The organism is Methylobacillus methanolivorans, from assembly GCF_044751345.1.
Lineage (GTDB): Bacteria > Pseudomonadota > Gammaproteobacteria > Burkholderiales > Methylophilaceae > Methylobacillus > Methylobacillus methanolivorans.
Map to the genome: position 1 here is coordinate 568,442 of NZ_JBIWXY010000001.1, position 20,594 is coordinate 589,035.

At 51.8% G+C, this 20,594-nt stretch carries 15 protein-coding genes; all 15 read right to left on the reverse strand.

The genetic code is table 11. From position 1 onward, the window contains the following. Positions 1–10: 10 nt before the first annotated feature. On the reverse strand, positions 11–532 hold the full coding sequence (locus ACIKP9_RS02660; protein ID WP_400878943.1) for a hypothetical protein: 522 nt from the start codon (positions 530–532) through the stop codon (positions 11–13). Next, on the reverse strand, positions 529–1,095 hold the full coding sequence (pilO, locus tag ACIKP9_RS02665; protein WP_400878946.1) for a type 4a pilus biogenesis protein PilO: 567 nt from the start codon (positions 1,093–1,095) through the stop codon (positions 529–531). The genes ACIKP9_RS02660 and pilO overlap by 4 nt, the downstream gene beginning before the upstream one ends. Further along, positions 1,077–1,610 carry a hypothetical protein gene (locus tag ACIKP9_RS02670; RefSeq protein ID WP_400878949.1) on the reverse strand — a complete coding sequence of 178 codons (534 nt, stop codon included), beginning with the start codon at positions 1,608–1,610 and terminating at the stop codon, positions 1,077–1,079. The genes pilO and ACIKP9_RS02670 overlap by 19 nt, the downstream gene beginning before the upstream one ends. Continuing rightward, on the reverse strand, positions 1,601–2,464 hold the full coding sequence (locus ACIKP9_RS02675; RefSeq protein WP_400878952.1) for a hypothetical protein: 864 nt from the start codon (positions 2,462–2,464) through the stop codon (positions 1,601–1,603). The genes ACIKP9_RS02670 and ACIKP9_RS02675 overlap by 10 nt, the downstream gene beginning before the upstream one ends. Beyond that, complete coding sequence (locus tag ACIKP9_RS02680) at positions 2,445–4,166, reverse strand: GspE/PulE family protein (RefSeq protein ID WP_400878954.1); 1,722 nt, start codon at positions 4,164–4,166, stop codon at positions 2,445–2,447. The genes ACIKP9_RS02675 and ACIKP9_RS02680 overlap by 20 nt, the downstream gene beginning before the upstream one ends. Then, on the reverse strand, positions 4,163–5,350 hold the full coding sequence (locus ACIKP9_RS02685; protein WP_400878956.1) for a type II secretion system F family protein: 1,188 nt from the start codon (positions 5,348–5,350) through the stop codon (positions 4,163–4,165). The genes ACIKP9_RS02680 and ACIKP9_RS02685 overlap by 4 nt, the downstream gene beginning before the upstream one ends. Positions 5,351–5,371: 21 nt before the next feature. Then, positions 5,372–5,839, reverse strand: a complete 468-nt coding sequence (gene gspG, locus ACIKP9_RS02690) for a type II secretion system major pseudopilin GspG (protein WP_400878959.1) — start codon at positions 5,837–5,839, stop codon at positions 5,372–5,374. A gap of 10 nt (positions 5,840–5,849) precedes the next feature. Then, positions 5,850–6,812: a hypothetical protein gene (locus ACIKP9_RS02695; RefSeq protein ID WP_400878961.1), complete on the reverse strand. Its 963-nt coding sequence runs from the start codon at positions 6,810–6,812 to the stop codon at positions 5,850–5,852. Then, the gene (locus ACIKP9_RS02700; RefSeq protein ID WP_400878964.1) at positions 6,813–8,105 is read right to left on the reverse strand and encodes a TolC family outer membrane protein; all 1,293 of its coding nucleotides are present in this window, start codon (positions 8,103–8,105) and stop codon (positions 6,813–6,815) included. Positions 8,106–8,186: 81 nt separating this feature from the next. Then, positions 8,187–9,551 carry an HlyD family type I secretion periplasmic adaptor subunit gene (locus ACIKP9_RS02705; protein WP_400878966.1) on the reverse strand — a complete coding sequence of 455 codons (1,365 nt, stop codon included), beginning with the start codon at positions 9,549–9,551 and terminating at the stop codon, positions 8,187–8,189. A 232-nt stretch (positions 9,552–9,783) separates the two neighbouring features. Next, complete coding sequence (locus ACIKP9_RS02710) at positions 9,784–11,535, reverse strand: type I secretion system permease/ATPase (protein ID WP_400878969.1); 1,752 nt, start codon at positions 11,533–11,535, stop codon at positions 9,784–9,786. Further along, positions 11,532–13,244 (reverse strand): type I secretion system permease/ATPase, encoded by a 1,713-nt coding sequence (locus ACIKP9_RS02715; RefSeq protein WP_400878971.1) that lies wholly within the window; start codon positions 13,242–13,244, stop codon positions 11,532–11,534. Before ACIKP9_RS02715 ends, ACIKP9_RS02710 begins: the two co-directional genes overlap by 4 nt. A gap of 66 nt (positions 13,245–13,310) precedes the next feature. Continuing rightward, complete coding sequence (locus tag ACIKP9_RS02720; protein ID WP_400878974.1) at positions 13,311–15,470, reverse strand: calcium-binding protein; 2,160 nt, start codon at positions 15,468–15,470, stop codon at positions 13,311–13,313. Between the two features lie 74 nt (positions 15,471–15,544). Continuing rightward, positions 15,545–16,507, reverse strand: a complete 963-nt coding sequence (locus tag ACIKP9_RS02725) for a hypothetical protein (RefSeq protein WP_400878977.1) — start codon at positions 16,505–16,507, stop codon at positions 15,545–15,547. A 148-nt stretch (positions 16,508–16,655) separates the two neighbouring features. Further along, positions 16,656–20,126 carry a TonB-dependent receptor domain-containing protein gene (locus tag ACIKP9_RS02730; RefSeq protein WP_400878980.1) on the reverse strand — a complete coding sequence of 1,157 codons (3,471 nt, stop codon included), beginning with the start codon at positions 20,124–20,126 and terminating at the stop codon, positions 16,656–16,658. Positions 20,127–20,594 lie beyond the last annotated feature (468 nt).

Consider the following 20,594-nt stretch of genomic DNA (forward strand, 5'->3'; position numbering starts at 1 on the left):
AGTGAGGTATTCAATGGTGTTCTCCAATCAGCAAGGGCACATCAGCACGCAATGGCTGATAGCTCAATATCATGCGGTTTGCGTCGATTGCCTTGACCTTCCAGTCGCCGACGGTATCCCCGGTCTTGACGCTCATGTTCTTGTCTCCCATGGAGAGGAAGACGGTGTATTGCCCGTGATCTTCCAATTTGCCTGCATAAGTAAAAGGTACGGGAGGAATCTCCATGGCTTGCTGAACGATGGGTTGTTCAGGCAGTTCGGCTTGTGCAACGATTTGGGCATGACTGAATAGATTGTGCTCGCTGTCTTGCCAGGGCGTGCGTTGCAACTGCTTCATATCGAGCATGGGTGTATCTGTATTGTTAACGCTAGCAGCCTGCGTTCTTGTGGTTGGGGGGGCAACAACATGAGGTTGTGCGGCGGCAACCTGCACGGTATCTGCTTGTTCGTCGTTCCAGGCTGTCCACAGCGTAATTGCTAGCGTGATCATCAAGCCAGCCCAAATCAAGCGTTGCCTTTGTACTGGCTTCATTGCCCATCCTTGCGCAGATAGAGCGTGAGCCTGAGCTTGGCTTCCACTTGATCGCTCAGCATGTCTTCCCGCTTGAGTGCAATATCATTCAAGGCTGCCGAGGGCAGGGTGTCCATGACCTCTGCAATAAAGTGCCGGATATCCAGGTAACGCCCTCGCACGGGCAGGCTGAGTTGATACTTCGAGAATAAGGCTGTGGGTTGTCGGCTCAGGGTGTAATCCACTTTTTCCGGCACAAGCCCATGCTGTTCCGCAATATCCAGCACCTGATTTAGTAAGGTGGTGGCTTCATGTTCGCGCGGCAGAAACTGGTAGAAGGTGTTGAGAGAGGCTTGTGGCGATCTATCTATCCACTGGCCTTGATGCTGCGGCATGGCATGGTGCATGTCAGCAACATCCAGTTGGAGCTGCTGTAGGGCCCTGGCTTGGGGCCACGCATAGGTAAGGGCGATGAGCAGGCAAGCGAGCAATAGGCACAAGCCCAGCTTGCTCAAGCCATCAAGCTGGCCAATGCGGTAACGTAATCTATCCATCTTGCCCAAATTCATGGCTGTGGCACCCATACGGCCTCCACGACAAAATGTACCGGCATGGGTTGATCGTGATGAAACTCATGTGACATGAGCAATACATCATTGAAAATGGGCTGTTCAGACAGACTACGCACATACTTGAACATATTGACGACTTCATTAGTGTTCGCGGTAATGCGCAGCTTGTGCTGCCTTGGGTTAGGCTCAATGCTCGCCAACTTGATCTCGTTATCCTTGATGTTTTCCAGTGCCAGGAACAGCTTTTGCCAAGGCAGGGCAAGTTCATGCATTGCGGCCTGCACGGCAGTGATTTCCTGTTGCTTGGCCTGACTTTCCTTGCCGTTAAGCTTGGGCGTGGCAATCGGGGCCTGCATGTGCTGCAGATCGGCATTCAGCCGCTGTTGCTGGGTATTGAGTTGTTGCAGCCAGGCGAATAATCCCAGGCTCGCAACGATGCCAAGGGCCAGCAGGACCATTCCCTTAATCGCACGGTCATGCTGGCTCGGGGCGTGGTTGATGGAAATGACGGGTAGCATTATTGCCATGCCTCCATGCCATGTTGATCTTGGTGGTGCGGTACGATGTTGTGCACCTTGCGTTGAGGCAGCTGGAGTGATGTCAGGTGACTTGCGCCTGCGGCGTAGAACACCACCGGCCACTCGCTATTGTCGACACCGGCAATGATGGACTCCCTGTCCAGCAGTGCCTGCAATTGGTTTTCAATGTCACTTTCTGCCGCATAGCTCTGCAGGCTGAGCCATTGTCCATGCTGAATCAGGGCAATCACTACGCGGTCATTTTCCAACATGACGAAGTTCAAGGCATTGGGTAAAGGCGTACGCGCCAGTTTTTGCCTGATGACATTGGCAGCAACCATCAGGTGCGGATGAATGTTATGGACAGGTAGCCCGGCTCGGGAAAACTCCTCGCGCAAGGCCTGGAGCAATTTCTCGTCAATTGCACTGGCAAATGTGGGGTGGCCATAAGTCATGGGCGTGGTGCGGATATCCCAGGCGCGGGCGAAATCACCATAAAGCTGGGTGAAATAATGCCTGACGAAGGCGCTTTGCTCCTTACGGCTATGTAAGCTGGCATTCCACGGCACGATCGCATAGTGCGCAAAGTGGTTGGATACCACTACTTTTGGCTGGCATCCGCGCCATTGCTGCATTTGTAATTGCTGATGCAGGCTGGCGATGGCTGGTTGCCAGAATTCTCCGTTTGTCGTTGTTGCACTATTCACTTCCAGGGCAATCTCTTCCCTGGCCACGGCTAGTGGCTTGATGCCACGCTTTATCCTGAGCAGGCTGAGAGAATGGGGCTGAATGAGGACACGCAGCTCGTCCCGCCATGGGAAGCTCCATGATGCTGATGGCCAATTAAACGAGCGAGGTAACACGATTGATCTCCTGTAGGGTGGTTTCGCCGCGCTTGACCATCTCGAGGGCGGCTTCTCGCATGCTGCGGGTTCCATTGGCGCGGGCGGCTTCCTTCACCTTGCGCACAGGTTCTCGCGTCACAATGAGTTCGCGGATACTGTCATTGAACACTAGTAGCTCAGCTACGGCCTTGCGGCCCTTGTAGCCGGTGCCATGGCACTGCCCGCAACCTTGGCCAAAGCGGAAGCGGTATTCATGAATGGACTCCGGAGCAATGCCGGATTTGCTGATCAATGCAGCATCTGGGGTATCGTCGATTGCGCAATGCTGGCAGATGGTGCGCACCAGACGCTGCGCCATGATGCCGTTGATCGCGGAGACAAAGCTATAAGGGTCGACATTCATATTGGTAAAACGGCCAATGACGTCGAATACATTGTTGGCGTGTACCGTTGTTAATACCAAATGGCCAGTGAGCGCAGACTGCACAGCAATCTGTGCGGTTTCAGGGTCGCGTATTTCGCCCACCATGATTTTGTCCGGGTCGTGACGCAGGATAGAGCGCAGGCCACGCGCAAAGGTGAGGCCTTTTTTCTCGTTCACCGGGATTTGCAACACCCCAGGTAATTGATATTCCACCGGGTCTTCGATGGTGATGATCTTGTCCTGACCATGGTTGATTTCCGAGATTGCGCCATACAAGGTGGTGGTTTTGCCTGAGCCGGTGGGGCCGGTGACCAGCAACATGCCATAAGGCTCTTCTGCCAGCAGGCGGAATCGCGCCATGATCTCGGGCTCGAAGCCCAGCACATCCAGGCTCAAGCCTTGCGCCTGGTCTGAGAGCGCCTTGCGGTCAAGGATACGCAATACCGCATCCTCACCAAATACGCTGGGCATGATAGAAACGCGCAGGTCTACCTCTCGCCCCAGCGCCATGACCTTGAAGCGGCCATCCTGGGGAATGCGGCGCTCGGCAATGTCGAGCTCAGACATGACTTTGATGCGCGAAACGGCTTGTTCGGCCTGCGTTATGCCGTGAATACTGCCGACATGGCTGAGTACGCCATCAATACGGTACTTGATGCTTAGCCCTTGCGCGTCGGTTTCCATGTGGATATCGCTGGCTCCGGCCTTGAGTGCGTCATATAGCGTGGAGCGCACCAGCTTGACCACGGGCGAGGTGTCTTCGGCGATGGAGCGTAGTGATATATCCTCAATGGTACTAGTGCCGCTTTCGCTATCCGTGTGTTCCGGCAGCAGGCCGTCCATGGCGCGCATGCTTTCCTCAAAGCGTGAGAGGAAGGCAGCAATGTCCTTGCGGTGGGCAATACTCCATTGCGCCGGTTGCTGTAGCAGTTGGTTCATGCGGCTGTAAAGCTGCGCATCGAATGGATTGGCAAACACCATATGCAGCCTGCCATTCAGCTCACGTAAGGCGATACATTCCTGGCGACTGGCTTCGGCAAAGGAGAGTAATTGGAAATCCGGCTGCCATTCGTATAGCTGCAATATACCCAGCACTGGATAGCGCATGAGATTGCCCAGCGCCTGCATGAAGGCTTCGCTGTCTAGCCCGGAGATTTCTTCCAGTACATCCAGCAGCGGTTGTTGGCCTTGCTGTGCAAGTGCACGCGCTTGTTGCACTGTTGCCAGGGTGAGTGGGGCCGAGCTGGTTTCAGCAATGGCTTGCAATAGGGGTAGCTTATCCAGTGGCTGATTCATTGGATGCTGCCTGCCAGATCGAAAATGGGCATGTACATGAGTACCACCACGATGCCGATGATTAGCCCGATCACTACCATCAGCAGCGGTTCCAGTAGGCGGGTAAACCAATCCACGGCGCGGGCGATTTCCTCATCGTAAAAGCTGCCGATGCGTTCCATCATCTCGCCCATGCGTCCAGTGCGTTCCCCGACGCGCAACATGCGCAAAGCAATGGAGGTTGTCATACCATGTTCCTCCATGGCGTTGGATAGGGGCTTGCCCTCGCGGATGTCGTGCTCAGCCAATTGCAGCTGGTGCCGCAGGCTCGGTTGCAATAAGGAGGCGACCATCTGCATACCGGTGACCAACGGGATGCCACCTTGGAGCAGCATGCCCAAGGTGCGGTAAAAGCGGGCAAGCTGGTAGATGCGCATGGTTTCGCCCAAGGCAGGTACTTTCCATAATTGTTGTAGCAGCGTGAGGCGAACCACTGGGCGGCTGAATACGATAGCCAACAGAGCCAACACGATGACAGAGGCAAGTAATGCAAGCTGGCCATGTTCATGCAGCAATCGTCCCCAGCCCAACAACAGTTGCGACATCCACGGCAGGTTATCGCCCGCACTTTCGTAAATGGCACTGAAACGTGGCACGACATAGCCCAACAGGAACAGCATCACCAAGCCACCTACCACGATCAGTAATACCGGGTAGATAGAAGCCGTGGTGATTTTCTTTTTCACCGCATCAATTTGTCCTTGATAAGTCACGTGGCGGCCTAAAGCCTGCACCATGTCCCCGGTGCGTTCACTGCTGCGGATCAGGGCCACATAAAGCGGTGGGAAGGTAGCTGGAAATTTTTCCAGTGCGCCAGAGAGCGGCAAGCCTTCGTAAAGTAATGCCAGTATCTGCTTGAGCAGCGTGCGCGATTCGGCATGGCCTTCTTTCTCTGCAAGGGCCTCAATGGCCTCTACCAAGCTGAGGCCGGAATCAAGCAGCGATAACAGCTCCTGGCTGAACAGCATCAAGTTGAACCGCGGCTTGCGTAAGCGTGCGCCTATGCCTGCACTACCTAATTGCTTCAGCCCGAGCACGCTATAGCCCTGGGACTCAGCTTGCAATTGCGCTTGCAGGCCGTTGCTGGCCTCCAGGGTCAGCGATTGCACTTCAGTGCCGCGTGCCACTTTGAGCTCAAATTTCATGCGGGGTACGCTCCGTGCAGCCTATTGCCAGCTCACGATATCGGCAGCTTCTTCGGTGCCGCCCAATTGCCCATCCTTGCCGAATGACCATAAGTCGTAATCGCCATGTTCACCGGGAGAGCGATATTGGTAAGCCTTGCCCCATGGGTCTTGTGGCAGGGCTTTTTGCAGATAAGGGCCATGCCAGCGCGACCCATCTGCTGGTGGTGCATTGAGCACTGCCAAGCCTTGTTCCGTGCTTGGGTAGCTACCGGTATCCAGGCGATATTGATCCAGAGCCTTGCCCAGGGCCTCGATTTGCGCCTTGGCAGTCTTGGCTTCAGATTTGCCGATCTGGGCGAAATATTTGGGGCCAACATAGCCTGCCAGCAGGCCGATAATGACCATCACCACCAGTAACTCAAGCAGGGTGAAACCCCGATGGCGCAGGCTGCGTGTTTGCGAGTTTCTGATGTGTGTATCTGGCGAGTATGTTGCGGGCAGTGACATGGCGATATCCTCAAGGTTGCGTTGTTTCAGTGGAGGTGGCGTTGCTTGGTACGAAGCCAGGCACATTAAGCTCAATAAAAGGGGATATGGCCTGACGTAGGCGAATGGCTTCAGGCTGTTCTGCTGGAGGGGCGCTGCTACAGGCGGCCTTGACGTACATCATGGGCGAAGCAGGGCGCTTGGGTAGCCCGATCAATGTCGTGAAGTTCACCCAGTTATCATTGAGCGAGGCACTTTGCTGCCTGAGCTCAGGGATGATGTGCTCTGTGGAGTCCACACCATTGATGGCATTGTGGAAGGCAGGTTCGGCCAGTGGCTGGCGCTGGTAACCCGGACGTTTGTAATACTGGACCGCCGTATAGCTGCGTCCGACACGATAGATAGGCTCGGCACCCGATGCCGTCAGGGCATATGCAATCTCAACCTCTCTGCCAGCAAAGCCACCGCGGGCAATGTCGGTAATACGAAAATACTGCTTGCCGGGTAGTTGATCGTTGTAATCCGCATCTTGGCTGGAGAATGTCAGCACCCTGGTGCCATAAATGCACTCGCCACTGGCCTGATTACGCCAGACAATATCCAGCACACTGGCAATTTTTTTATCAGCATACCCAGTCAGTGCATTGTTCATTACCACTTGGCGGCTGGCGTGTTTCAGCAGGTTAAAACCGGGCAGTGGCGCGGCAATGTCATTGGCCGGGAAAATAGCGCAGGTATTGCTCTGGCTGGGCGTAGGCTTGCGCGGGATGTTGTGGTTTGTACTCTCATCAAATTTACCACTAGCATTGCAGAGGATATAGGCGCTGGTGCCGTCGTCACGCAGCACGCCGCTGATGGGCAATGGTTCAAAGCCTGTAGCCGAGGCAGCCAGGGGAGATAGCCATAACAGTCCGAGCCCAGTCATGGCGAGTATGTCACTGGCAATCTTGAGCATCGTGCATAAAAATTGAAGGATAGGCTTTACGGGCATCATTCAATTCACCGCAAAATACTGGTTCAGGGCGTGCAGTTGGGCCTCGTTGAGCATTCCCGCAGCCTGCTTGAGATTAATGATGTCATTGACTAGCACGTACTGCACACGGCTCAGCTCCAGGCGGCTACGGAATAGTTTCTGCTGTGCGTTCAATACCTCGATATTGGTGCGTGTGCCTGCAGCAAAGCCTTTTTCCGTGCCCTCCAGAGCAATTTCGCTGGACTTCACCGCTTGGCGGTAGGCAGAGAGTGCCAGCAGGCCGCTGCGTATGCTATTGAGGTATTTCTTGGTATTGGCCTCGATGTCGCGTGTCCGCAGATTGAGCAACTCCTCTGCGGCATCTACCTTGTTGAAGGCCTGACGTACGCTGGCGCTGGTAAAGCCACCGGCAAACAAAGGCATGTTGAGTTGCAGGGATACGGTAGTGGTGTCGAAGCGCGAGCCCAAGGTATTGTTGCTGTCGTTTTCGCTGAATGAGCGTACACCCACCAGGTCCAGTGTGGGGAAGTGGCCGGCGCGCTTCTTTTCGACATCCTGGCGAGCCACTTCGACTGACAAGCGGGCAGCGGTAATTTCGGGATTGTTGCCCAGTGCTTGTTGCAGCCAGAAATCCAGCTCTTCTGATTCCGGCACTGTCATGGGTAATTGGGCAGTATTGATCGGCGCAATTTCTTCCACCTGGATGCCAACCATGTTACTCAGGGTCTGCTTGAATACTCCTAGCGAATTCTCCGTGGTAATCAGTTCAGCCTGGGCAAGCTCAAGATTGGCTTGAGCTTCATTGACTTCGGTAATGGTGCCTTCGCCGTTATCATAGCGGCGCTGTGCTTGATCGCGCTGTTGGCTGGTGGCCTTGATGTTGCTGCGCAGCACGGTGACTTTCTCTTGCGCGTACAGCGTTTCAAAATAGGTGGCAGCCAGCCGCGTGATCAGGGTGGCATTTTCCTTCAGTAGCAGGGCTTCCTTACTTTGCACATTAGCCTCTGCACCACGATAAGTGGCCATGGTTTCCTTGTTGAACAAGGGTTGGCGCAGGCTCAGGGCATAGTTGTGGATGTCATAGTTAAGCTTGGTATCAATCGCACCCAGGTTGGTTTGCGTGGTACGGTCGGTGTTGCCGCGGCCAACGCTGGCACCAAACTGCACCCGGGGCATGAACAGGGCGCGGCTCTTGTTGATCTCCTCTCGTTCGGCGGCCATATTCGCCTCGGCTGCCTTGTATTGTGCGTCGTATTGCACGGCTTTTTCGTAGAGGCTGAGCAGGTTTTCCGCTGCTTGTGGCGAGGTAGCCACACATAAGAGTGATCCACCTAGAATGCAACGTGATACCCAGTGGTACAGTTTGTGAAGGCAAAGACTCATGCGGCTAACCTCTCACTCTTCCTTCATTGAGGCAGCAATACGCTTCACCAGCGGATGCATCAGGTAGGTGAGCAGGGTGCGCTCCCCAGTGCGGATGACTACCTGCACTGGCATGCCAGGCTGCATACGGCGCTTGCCCAGGGTTTTCATGCCTTCTTCCGTGACGGAAATGCGGGCCAGGTAATAGCTGGTATTGTCGGGGTCTACCAGCAAATCACTGGATATGGTCTTGACCTTGCCTTCCAGCAGCAATTGGGGCGTATTGGCAAAGCTGGAGAAACGTACATCGGCATCCTGGCCAGTATGGATTTTGTCGATCAGGTGAGGAGGAATGCGTGCATCCAGGATCAAGGGCTCATCGAAAGGCACGATGTCCATGATCTTCTGCCCAGGCTGGATCACCGCGCCTATGGTATGTACCTGCAAGCCGACGACTTGACCACTGACAGGCGCGCTGACGGTGACGCGTTGCAATTCATCCCATAATGGCTTGTACTTCTCGGCATCTGCCTGCACGGCCAGCTTGACTTGTGCCATTTCGGTATCCATTTCCTTTTTCTCGGTTTGCTCGCGTGCGGTAATGCGCTGCTGCAACTCAAGAATGGCTTTGCGGCTGCGCAGGATATTGGAATCATTGGTGGCGATCAGGCCGTAGGTTTGCGCTAGCTTTTGTTCGAGCTCGTTTTGCTGGTTGCGCGGGGCATAGCCTTCGCTGACAAGTTGCTTGATACCTGTCAGCTGTTGCGTCAGCAAATCCACTTGCGATCGATAACTGCCTGCTACGCCCTGGTAGCCCTCAATCAAGGCCTGCTGGCCCTCGATAGATTCACGCATGGCTTCCACATCGGCACGTAATGCCTGCTGGCGGGCGCGTAATAATTGGGATTGATTCAGCATCAACTGCTGTACATAAGGGTCCGCTTGTTGCTTGATCAGCTCAGGGTGGAAGGTGATGCTGCCTGCAGCAGATTTTTCTGCCAGCAGGCGGCTTTCATGGGCGAGCAAGCCCAGATAGCGCTGGCGTACTTCATCAAAGCGTGCCTTGCTGGCAGTCGCATCCAGCGTGAATAGGACATCTCCAGCCTTGACTGGCTGGCCTTCGTGCACCATCAATTGGCTGACAATGCCGCCTGTGAGGTGCTGTATGGTTTTATGTCGCCCCTCTACGGTCACGACGCCTTCAGTGGGCACTCCCTCGTCCAATGGTGCCAATGCTGCCCAAGCGAGGAAGCCGCCAAAGCCAAGCAGCAGGATGATCAGCCCCAGTTTTGTTGTGCTGCGTTCATGCCCGATCTCATTTCCCTGTTCATGCAGGGGTACTACATTGGAGGCGGGCGCAAGCGTATCGTGCAATGTGTGTTGTACAGCCTGAGTCATGTTGTTCATCCCTAGAGCCTGTTCAATATCTTTTCATGGGCACGCATGGCTCCAAAATGCGTCCGATCAAGGCGCAGTCCGCAGGTAATGCTCATTGCCTTGCCAAGGGCTGCAACGTAGAGCGGGCGCGTTTTGGAGCTATGCCCGTAGGGTTGCCCCGGCAGGGCAGCAGCTGCTGCTGCGTTGCAAATCCTCGCCAGGCAATAAGCACGTCTGCGGTTTGCGCCTTGCATCACCTGCCCTGCCGGGGCAACGTGCCCATGAAAAGATATTGAGCAGGCTCTTGTGCCACCTTGCTCGCCGGGCTTTGCCTGGCATGATTGATTTCCGCAAGCACTTGTTCACGCGGGCCATGCCACAGCATGTTGCCTTGGTCGAGTACCAGTAACTTGTCGGTGATATTGAGGATATGTGGTCGGTGCGAGACCAGGACGATGCTCTTGCCCTGGTTTTTCAGCAGCAATAGTGCGGTGATCAGGCTGGCTTCACCTTGGTCGTCAAGGTGGGCGTTGGGCTCATCAAGCAGCAGGATAGCGGGTTGCTGGTAGATCGCCCGCGCTAGGCCAACTAGCTGGCGCTGCCCACCTGAGAGCACTGGTGCTTCGGCGTTCAATCGCGTGTCATATCCCTTGGGCAAACGCAAAATTGCCTCGTGAATGCCTGCGGCTTGGGCAGCCTGTATCACTTTCTCAGGTTCCGGCTGCGTAAAGCGCGCAATATTTTCGGCAATACTGCCTTCCAATAAGGCGGTTTCCTGCGGCAGATACCCGATGGCTGAGGCATATAGGTTTGCCGGCAAGCGAGAAAGCGCAATGCCATCGACCAATATCTCGCCCTCGCGCTGATCGCAGGTGTTGGCAAGGCAACGCAGCAGGGTGGTTTTGCCGGAACCAGAAGGGCCGAGGACGCCGAGAATCTCGCCGGGCTCGATCTCAAGGTTAAGCGGTTTTAACAATGGCGTGCCATGATGGCTCTTTACCGCCACCTGCACCAATGACAGCCTGCCCTTGATCGCCTCATTTGGCGTCACTAGTTGGGTAATGTCGTCATGATCGGTGCCAGTCGCTAGCAATTGGTCGATATTGCCTGCTGAAGCCTTGGCTTGGATAAATTGCTTCCAGGTGCCCACGATCACGTCAAATGGCTGTAATGCGCGCGCGATCAACACATTGGAGGCAATCATTGCGCCGATGGAAATGTCTCCCTTGACCGCTAGCAGGGCCGCCATGCCCAACATGCCGGATTGCATGGTGTAGCGGGCAAACTTGTTGACCTGCTGGTTGCGGCTTTGTACATCGTTGGTTTTTGCATCCAGCGCGTGCCAGCGGTCCTGAATGGCTAACCAGCGCTGCCTGAGCTGTGGCAGCATGCCGAGCACATGCAGGGTCTCAATGTTACGCAGCTTGCTATCGAGGAATTGCAAACCATGTTGGCGTGCTTCTGCTGAATCTGCTAGTGGTTGCGCAGTGCTATGCTGGTTCCACAGCGCAAGGCCGAATTGCACCATACAAAGGGCAATGGCGAGGGCTCCGAGTATAGGGCTGAGGATGAATAACACGGCAATATAGAGCAAGGTCCATGGCACATCGAAAAAGGCAAACAGGCCGTTACCAGTAATGAAGTGACGGATGAAGGTCAGGTCCTGCATGGCTTGCTGAGTGCCTTGTGCTGCTTGCCTCGTCAGGCCTAGGGAAAACAGCCTTGACGTCAACAGCTTGTCGAAGCACACACCTGCCTTGATCGCGACCAAGGAACGCACCCAGTCGGAAAATGCCATCACCATGAACAGGAAGAGGGTGATCAAGGTCACTGCCAGCAGCGTCATCTCGCTACGGCTCAGCAATACACGATCATACAATTGCAATAGATACAGCGTGGGAGCGAGCATCAAGACATTCGTCACCATGCTGAACAGGGCAATACTCCAGGCTTCATGTTTGAACAATGCCAAGTAACTGCGCAGGGAGAGGGGCTGGGTGCTCATGCCTGCTTCCTTTGCGGGGTGGCAGCTTGTTGCAACGAGACCAATACCTCCTCAGGCTTGCCATAGCGGAGCACTTGGCCTTTCATCATCACCATCATGCTGTCGGCTACATGGCGGATGCCTTGCAGATGGCTGATGATGATAAAGGTGGTGCCTTGACTCTTGAGCATGTGCACAGCCTGTTGCAGGCATTGCTCACTGGCTTCATCCAGGTTGGCATTGGGCTCGTCAAGCACCACGATTGTGGGTTTGCCATACAAAGCCCTTGCCAAGCCGATGAGCTGCCTGCGACCACCTGAGAGCAAGTAACCTTCATGGCCTATGTGGGTATCAAGCCCATCAGGCAAGCTCTCTATCCAAGTCTGCAGTTGCAGAAGCGCAATGACCTCGGTCAGCTTGGCGTGATCCGGCGTGCCAAAACGGCAGATATTCTCGGTGATGGTGCCATCCAGCAGTTCAATGTCTTGCGGTAGGTAACCCAGGTATGGCCCAAGCTCGGCCTTATCCCATTGAAAGATATCTACGCCATTGAGTCGCACCTTGCCCGTACTAGGCTGTAATAGGCCTACCAGCAATTTGGACAATGTGGTTTTGCCAGAGGCTGAGGGGCCGGTGATGAGTAGCACTTCGCCAGGTCGCAGGCGGAACTGGATATTACGCAACAGAGGCTCGCGTGCATTTTCTGTCAGGGCGTAGCTGAGGTTTTCCACCGTAAGCTCGCCTGTCGGTGCTGGTAATGCCATGCCAGCCTGTTTGGTTGGGTGCTGCTCCAGAAGCTCATTCAGGCGGTCATACGCCTGCAAGCCATTGGCTATGCTGCGCCATTGCGCGATCAATTGGCTGAAGGGGGCCAATACGCGTGCAGCGAGAATGGATGCAACGATCATCATGGCCGCGCCGTTGATCAAGGTTTGACTGATCACCAGATAACAACCTAGCCCTAATACCAGGGAGGTGAGGCTGATCTGGAGAAACTTGGAATATGCCGCATGCTGACCAGCAATCTCCGAGGCATTTGCCTGCTTGTCGAGAAAGGCTTGCTGTTTGTCTTGCCAGCGGGTTTCTAGTGCAGCTTGCATGCCCATGGCACGCGCCACTTCTGCATGTTGCTGGATATTGCTGAAATAACTCTGTGCGGCCAGTGCGTGCTGATTGGCCTCTTGCAGCTGGGGCTGCACGCGCATCTGGTTCAGTAGGGCGATAATGGTTTGTACTGCCAAGCCAAGTAGGGTCAGGTAACCCAGGCTGCTATGGATAAAGAAAATAGCGACAAGAAAAATCACAATAAAAGGAATATCAATCAGCCCCAGTAAGGCAGGGGAATAGAGCATTTCCCTCAGGCTGCGATAATCGGCAAATACACGCTGCGCAGCGAAGCCAGCATTGCCTAGCTTTGCTGTGAACGCTGCATTGAAAATAGGTTGGCTCAAGGCTTGATCAAGCCGGTTGGCGGCTTGCAGCATCATGCCGCGGCGCACCCATTCCAGGCTTTCCATGATCAGGTAAATAAAGATCACCATCATGGTGAGCATGAGCAAAGTCGCAAGATTACGGCTGAAAATCACCCGGTCATAGACTTCGAGCATGTACCACGATGGTGCCAACACCAGCAGGTTGGTAAAAAAACCGAAGAAAATCACTCGATGAAAGAGAGAGGTAAGATCCATCAAGGATTTCTTCAGTACAGCGGAGTTCTTGTTTTTAATCACGTATGCAGTATTCCTGGTGAAAATCAGGACACTGCCGGGCCGGTGTTACCAGCCCGGCACCCCTAATTAAACAACCACGATATCCGCTGCTGTGATTGAGCTAACGCCAGTCAGGACAGCGATGTCAATGGCTGCACTGCCACCGTTGCCATCTGCGTAATACTGCAGGGTATTGGTGGAAGTATTGAACACCAGGTAGTCATCTGCATCGAGCGGGCCAGAACCGACCACCAGGTTGCCAGCGTTGAAGCCGACCAACGAAGCGAATTGATCCGTATTGAGCTCGATTTTGTCCACTCCGCTAGCGAAGTCGGTGATGGTGTCGGTATCAGCGTTGGTGAGATCAACCCCAACGTTTTCATACCATTGCACTTCATCATCATCGCCAGTCACGGTTTGTGTCCAAATCTTGCCGAAGGCGAACGTATCGGACCCAGAGCCACCTGTAAGAGTATCGTGCCCGCCATTGCTGACGAAGCGGTCATCCTGAGTGGTGCCAATGAAGGTCTGGGTGTTACCGTTACCTTCAAAGGTCAGGCCGTTGGCTGTTACGCCGGAAGCATCAACGACCACATTGTTGATCGTGCCGCCGTTGTTACCCTTGGCATTGGAGAGGTCGGCTACTGTACCGCCAGCATTGAAGTGGTAATTGTTATTCAACAATTGCAGGGCTGTGTTTTCCACGTTCAAGCGGCCTACTGTGCCACCTACCTGAACCACTTCCATTTCCTGGAAATTAGCGTCATTGAGAATGATAGTGCCAGCAGCTTGGGTATTAGCACCAATGCCAGTAGTAATGCGCAAGGTATCAGTACCTTCACCACCAACGATCACATCATGCTTAGCACCAGTAGCGATCCACTCAGGGTTACCATCGTCAGCCTTGGACGTGGTGCCTTGCACGCCACTACCAAAACCACCGATCAAGAAGATATCGTCGCCTTCACCACCGTCAAGGTAATCCGCACCGCCGTGACCAACCAGCAAGTCGTTACCACCATTGCCGTAGACCACATCATCACCCAGGCGTGCAGTGACATAATCCACGCCATCGCTACCTAAGACAATCTCGCGTGCACCAGCAGACTCATTGGCACCATCAATGCGAACATAGCTGCCTTCTTCACCCTCAGTGGCATCGTAGATGATGTCCACGTTGTGGAAGAGCTCGGCAACGGAGTAGTCATCCACCTCAAATTCAGCCGCTAGGTACTCGACCTCGTCTGCCCCATCGACATCAGGCTCGAATTCTTCTTCTTCGAATTCCAGCTTAATGGTGACGGATTCGGTAGGGCCACCAGCGACGCCGTAGATATGCGTGCCAGGATTCAGGAACCCAGTGCTTAATGATTCGCCATTTTCCTCTAGTTGTTCAGCGGAAAGAACGATGTTGACGCCGCTTGCAAGTTCGATACGCTCAATGCCGCTAAAACCTAGAGATTCAGAAAAGTCTCCAGAAACCTTAAATTCTATCGTATCAACGGCGTTATAGCCCGCGATACTGCTGGCATAAGTACTAATGGCACTTGATCCAGGACGAGTTACTAAATTGATACGGGCATCTGTCTCGGCTAACTGAGATTGCGCAATTGTGGAGATTGGGACAATGGTACCAGTTACCCGATCAAAAGCTACCAAGCCAGCATCTTCATCTTCTTCATTCGCTTCTTCCAGCTCAATGTATCTTGCCTCATTACCTGCATTATCCAAATCTGATGTACCACCGCTAATGTAAGTGTTCTCGACAGCAGAGCTGATGACGAAAGTATCATTGCCCTCACCGCCTCCTAGAAAGTCATCGGAACTTACTAGGTATAGATTACCAATTACATTTTGGTCACCGGCTGAGCTATCGCCGCCGAAGATAATGTCTGCGCCATCGCCACCACTCAGTATGTCATTACCGTCGCCACCATAGATGTAGTCGTCGCCGGCACCACCAAAAATGGTGTCATTGCCATCGCCACCATAGATGTTGTCGGAGCCGGCACCACCAAAAGCAAGGTTGTTGCCATTGCCGAGATCAATGATGTCATCACCAGCACCACCAAAAATGGTGTCATTGCCATCGCCACCAAACAGAAAGTCATTGCCAGAGCCTCCTACAATAAGGTCATTGCCGCCTTCACCAAAAATCTGATTATCCAGACCGTTGCCTATGATGATGTCGGCACCAGATGTTCCGGTGTAGCTGATTTCTGTTGGATTGAATATTTTGATAGCCATTTCTAAATTCCTTTTTAAATTAATTAACACGGTGAGCTTTAGCTCACCGTTAAAGGCATTAAATATTGGAGTGATTAAAATGGAACACTAGGATTCGGCAAAGGTGTTGCACTGCTTGGCGCATAGCCATCAATACTCACATCGATAAACCTGGCAAACTCTTGCGCTGTCTGCCGCAACCTGATCGCATTGGTGGCGACCGGGATGCTGCCTGAGCTACAAGCTGCTTGAACATAGGTCATTGGAGAGGCAGGGTTTGTCGAGCCATCGTCGTCGGCCCAGGTAGCGTCAAATGTGAAGTCCACCCATTCGCTGTTGACGTTGGCTGTCTGGTTGGCAGCTACAGTTGTAGCTGTAGTCGTTGCGTTGATTTCAAAGTCTTCGCCATTGATGGAGGCTGTTGAACCAGGGGTTGGGGGAAGGGCGACGTAATTGGTGCCAGGAAGCGCTTTGTTTGTGGCAGTATCGTATTGTAATGCTCTGTGCTGTACCGAGGTATAAGTTCTGCCAATGCGGTAAATTGGTGAGGCATTGGTACCAGATACTACAAAGTAGCCTGCTTGTACTGTGCCAGATGAGCTGAACCCACCACGCGCAATGTCATTAACTTCGAAATATTGGGTACCAGATACAGTTGGGCGATAGTCCACATTAGCAGGGACGTATTTGGTGCCATAAATACACTCGGTCGCTGCAGCATTACGCCAGACACGATCTGTTACTGTACCGACCGTTACATTTGTGAAGTTTGTGTAAGTGTTGTTGAGAACTACTGGACGGGAAGCATTAGCGACCAATGTGAAGCCACTTACAGGAGCTGTTGCTTCATTCGTGGGAAAAACTGCACAAGTGTTATTGGCTCCAGTTGTAGGTGCAGTAGTAATACTAGAACCAAAATTACCAGTGGTGTTGCACAAGGTGTAAGCCGTACCACTGAATCCGGCAGCTGGAACAGCAACCAGACCTGTGGCCATGGCTTGAGCCGAAAGCAAGCTAAGAGCGGTTGCTACTGCTACTTTCAATGAGATTTGTTTCATGCTTTACTCCGATCGTTTAGAATAAGCAGGCATTTGTGGCTGCCTGCAACACCAATTCACCCCAGCCCCTTTAAGTTTCTTCTAAAGCGTTAAGAGAGTTGAGGTCGAATTTCTGGGTAGTTCACAAATGCCCTTCGTATTCACTTCCTTATTTTGTTATATCAAATTGATAGTTCAGACTAAACCAGATACCTCGAGGTGCACCCGGTGCGATAAAGTTGGTGCTGCGCCAATCATCTGAATTATGGTTATAGCCACTCGAACCTATAGCACCGAGTATGGATGGGGAAAACGGGTTGCGCCCTAGGCGTCCTGCAGAGTAGTACTCTGTATCGAATAGATTGTTAATAAGCAGGCTGGCTGTCCATTCGCTGGACAGCTTGTAACTGGTTTGTAGGTTGAACACAGCATACCCAGAAACCTTGCCTGGATTGGTTGTAGGTGGGAGTACGCGAGTATAGGGTTCGGCTACACCATTGACATAACGTATGCTCTGGAATGTGCGCGCCACGCCTTGCTCATGCTCGTTGTTTTCGTTGCCACGGAGATAGCTCTCCGAGTGTACGACTGCACTGATACCTACTTGCCACTTGTCCGTGATCTCGTAGCGGACGCTGGCATTGAGGTTGTGCAAAGGTACTCCAGGCATGCGACTGCCTGGCTTAACGCGTATCACTCCGCTACCAAAGCCATTGATTACCTGAGCACTGCTGTTGTCTTCGCTGAACATCAGAAAGTCATTCTGGAATGTTGCATCGGTCAGACTGTAATTAAGGCTGAAGCTAGCTTTACCTAGTCGCCCAGATAGCCCTGCTTCAAGGCCTCGGCGGCGAGTATCGCCTATACTGTCAAAGAAACCACGACCATTTTGCAGAGCGACAAAATAAATATCATCTTTGAGATCCGTTTGATAGGCGCCAAGATTCCATTGATAGTTTTCTCCCCATTGTCCCCGCGCCCCTATGTCATAGGTAGTGGCTTTTATTTGCGGGAGATAGGGATCGCCTGACAAAGTGGTGGGTAAGGAGCACTCACGGTTTTCTTGTAGGCTTTTATAACTGTAGATTGGATTGTCAGCCGTGCCGCCTACGACAACCGGCGTTTTGTCCAGGGCACAACCTAACTCAATCACGCTAGGAGTTCTGGTGCCTTGTGCGAAATTGGCAAACAAATTTGTGGATGAGGTAACTTGCCAAGTAGCGCCCAATGAAGGATTGAGCGAGTAATAGCTGAACTTCTCGGTTTCCGCTGGATCCAGTGAGTTGGATAGGTCAGGTATTTTGTAACCTGTGGAAACATTACTGCAATCGCGATTAGGGCATATGGCTAGATAATCAGGTAGCGATAGTAGCTCGCCTATGTCAAAACTATTAACGCCATAGCGTGTGGCAATCTTGTTCTTGGCTTTTGTGTCGTTATAACGTGCAGAGATGCTAAAATTCCATTGTTTTACCGGTGACCAAGTTTCGCTGAAATAGAGACTCTTGGTGACATTAGTGCCGCTAAAATTGTTATTGCTGAGCGAAATGTCTGCGCCTGAAAACTGCGGATGGATTTCATCTGGGGCTAAGTAGGCATTCCTGTCTGCATCCAACATACCTAAGCGTTGGTAGTTTTTATATGTAGCGCTAGCATCATCAATTGAAGCACCCACCATGAATTTATGATGCTCATAATTCCAGTTGAATTGTATCGATGCACCTTCAACAATCTGGTCGATTTTATTGTCGGTGAAGATTGCAGTCGGTGTACCTTCGACTATGCCTGTGCTGCCTATATAAGCCCCATCGACAGTGGCGATCGCACCTGTAACTGGGTCTATGTATGAATAAGCTTTTTGAGGGCTGTTTGTGGCTGAGTCCTGGGACTGAGTGGCAGTACAGACATCATTATTTTTTGGTGCAATTGGCATGATGAAATGCTTTTTAATAACACCATTTTCAGTGGTGTAGTAATAGTTATCCAAAGCAGATGCCGTATTGATTTGGCCATCAGCAGTTCCTACACTTCTAAAAATAAGGGCGGTAATTTGATAGCTTGTTTCACCAAAATACTCCGGGGTTATTGGTCCAATGATGGGAAGAGTTTCAACATCTTTCTGCTTATATCGATCTGCATTTAGGTTGGAGGTTAAGGCAAACTGCTGTTGCAATACCTGCATAATTTCATCTGGTATATCTGCTTTGTTTTTCTCCAGATTTCCGTAGTTAGAAAGTAAGCTGCTTTCGGGATCAGTAATACCGCTGTTGTAAAAACTATCTAAAAAAAGATCCATGAAGGGATCTGTCGGGTTTTCTATAGTCAACACATAGTAATCAGGAATGCCATAGGAGTTGGTGCTGTCTAGTAAGCAAGTATAGGGAGTGGCTGCCTTGGATGCATCACGCGCAAGCACACCTTCTTCCTGTCTTGAAAGCCCGGTAAACACATCGGCTCCAACTTGATGGCGCTTGCTATTCCTTCTATAAATCTGACCAGTGATAGTAAAGTTTTCACTAACGAAATAACTACCTGAAAGCTGAAATTGCACTAAATTATTTTCAGTCTTGTCTGGTGATGAAAACACACCATTTTTATTTTCGTGATACATATCGGTCGGGTATAAGCCATTTCCAACTAGATTGTTGTGCACGATCAATGTGCTCAAGTTGAGATCTAGCTTGTCTCCACGGTAGCTGGCTTTGCCAAAAGCTTGGTTGACCCGGCTGGGAGAGTTTTCTCTCCAGCCATCCTCTAGAAAAAAATTACCGGCACCAAATAAGGCAAGAGTGCCATTATTCCAGCCTGCTGTTGCCTGTAATTGCTTTCTATTAAAGGAGCCGGTCATGACATTGGCATCAATACCAGTATGGTTAAAACCATCTTTAGTTTTGACAGTAAATGCACCACCTAATGTATTTAAACCAAAAATAGGATTAGAACCGGGGAAAACATCAACGCTGGCAAGCGCATTCATTGGAATCATGTCCCAATTTACAACATCGCCAAATGGTTCATTGACACGTATACCATCAAAAAACACCGACAATCCTTGAGGGGTGCCGATTTGGGGCCCCGCAGTGAATCCTCGATACGTGACATCCATTTGAAATGGATTGCCTTGATAATCATTAATATTGACTGATTGAAGTTTACGATTCAGTAGGTCAGTTAAACTCAAGGAGTTGGCATCTTTAATCTCCTTTGCAGAAATGCTTTGTACGTTGCCAGGGATTTCTTCCTTGGTTAGCCCCAAACCAGGTAATGGGCCAATCTCATAAAACCGCTTAGCGCGGACTTCAACTGCGTCTACATGTTGAAAATCTATCGCGGGTTTTTCTGCCGCAGCTTTGATCACGGCATTGTCTTGATTGATTGTGGATTCCAAGCCACTACCTGCAAGCAGCATTTGGAGGGCTTGGTCTGGCTTCATACGGCCCTTGACTGCGGGAGCGGTCTTGCCTGTGGCAAGATTGCTGTCGAAGGCGACACTGATGCCTGTGGTGCGTGCGAGTTGCTTGAGTGCGGCATCGAGAGGTTGGCTGGGGATATCAATGTTGCTGGGTGCAAAAGCGCCCGTACTCGCATTGTTTTTTGGCAATGTAGTATCAAGCTCTGCTGCTTGTAACTGAAAAGGCATGATTCCCACCATTGCCGTCAGTATTACCGCGCGCTTGTGGCTATAAGCGCGGCACAATGCGCGTGATAGCTTATTGAGCTGCGGTGGTTCATGAAAAATTCTCCCTCTCCTGGTCATCCCATTGCTCCATGTATTTAATAATTTTTTATTCTTGTTTTTATGATCTAACTTTTAATTATTGAAGGTGCTACCTGGCAAGAAGCAGGCTTATTCACCTTGTATGCAGGCGACAAAATTCGCCTCACATGCTTGTTTAACTGTTCGGTTCAGGAAACCCTGACGGGATTTTTTTGAGAAAAACTAGAAATTAATAAATGTAAAAAATTATTAATTAAAATCAATTGGTTATATGTATGGGAAAGTTTCCTGATCTTTTTGGGATTTGTGGTAATGCGGTTGGGACGTGAGAAATTAATTTTTATTAGACGTAGCAGTGTGGATGAGAAGGTTAGGAGCAAAAGCGCGGAC

Bases quoted from the DNA above. Each gene is read 5' to 3' on its own strand.
- ACIKP9_RS02705 (WP_400878966.1), bottom strand. From the start codon at position 9,551: ATGACTCAGGCTGTACAACACACATTGCACGATACGCTTGCGCCCGCC.
- ACIKP9_RS02710 (WP_400878969.1), bottom strand. From the start codon at position 11,535: ATGAGCACCCAGCCCCTCTCCCTGCGCAGTTACTTGGCATTGTTCAAA.
- ACIKP9_RS02670 (WP_400878949.1), bottom strand. From the start codon at position 1,610: ATGGCAATAATGCTACCCGTCATTTCCATCAACCACGCCCCGAGCCAG.
- ACIKP9_RS02720 (WP_400878974.1), bottom strand. From the start codon at position 15,470: ATGGCTATCAAAATATTCAATCCAACAGAAATCAGCTACACCGGAACA.
- pilO (WP_400878946.1), bottom strand. From the start codon at position 1,095: ATGGGTGCCACAGCCATGAATTTGGGCAAGATGGATAGATTACGTTAC.
- ACIKP9_RS02685 (WP_400878956.1), bottom strand. From the start codon at position 5,350: ATGAAATTTGAGCTCAAAGTGGCACGCGGCACTGAAGTGCAATCGCTG.
- ACIKP9_RS02730 (WP_400878980.1), bottom strand. From the start codon at position 20,126: ATGCCTTTTCAGTTACAAGCAGCAGAGCTTGATACTACATTGCCAAAA.
- ACIKP9_RS02660 (WP_400878943.1), bottom strand. From the start codon at position 532: ATGAAGCCAGTACAAAGGCAACGCTTGATTTGGGCTGGCTTGATGATC.
- ACIKP9_RS02725 (WP_400878977.1), bottom strand. From the start codon at position 16,507: ATGAAACAAATCTCATTGAAAGTAGCAGTAGCAACCGCTCTTAGCTTG.
- gspG (WP_400878959.1), bottom strand. From the start codon at position 5,839: ATGTCACTGCCCGCAACATACTCGCCAGATACACACATCAGAAACTCG.
- ACIKP9_RS02695 (WP_400878961.1), bottom strand. From the start codon at position 6,812: ATGATGCCCGTAAAGCCTATCCTTCAATTTTTATGCACGATGCTCAAG.
- ACIKP9_RS02680 (WP_400878954.1), bottom strand. From the start codon at position 4,166: ATGAATCAGCCACTGGATAAGCTACCCCTATTGCAAGCCATTGCTGAA.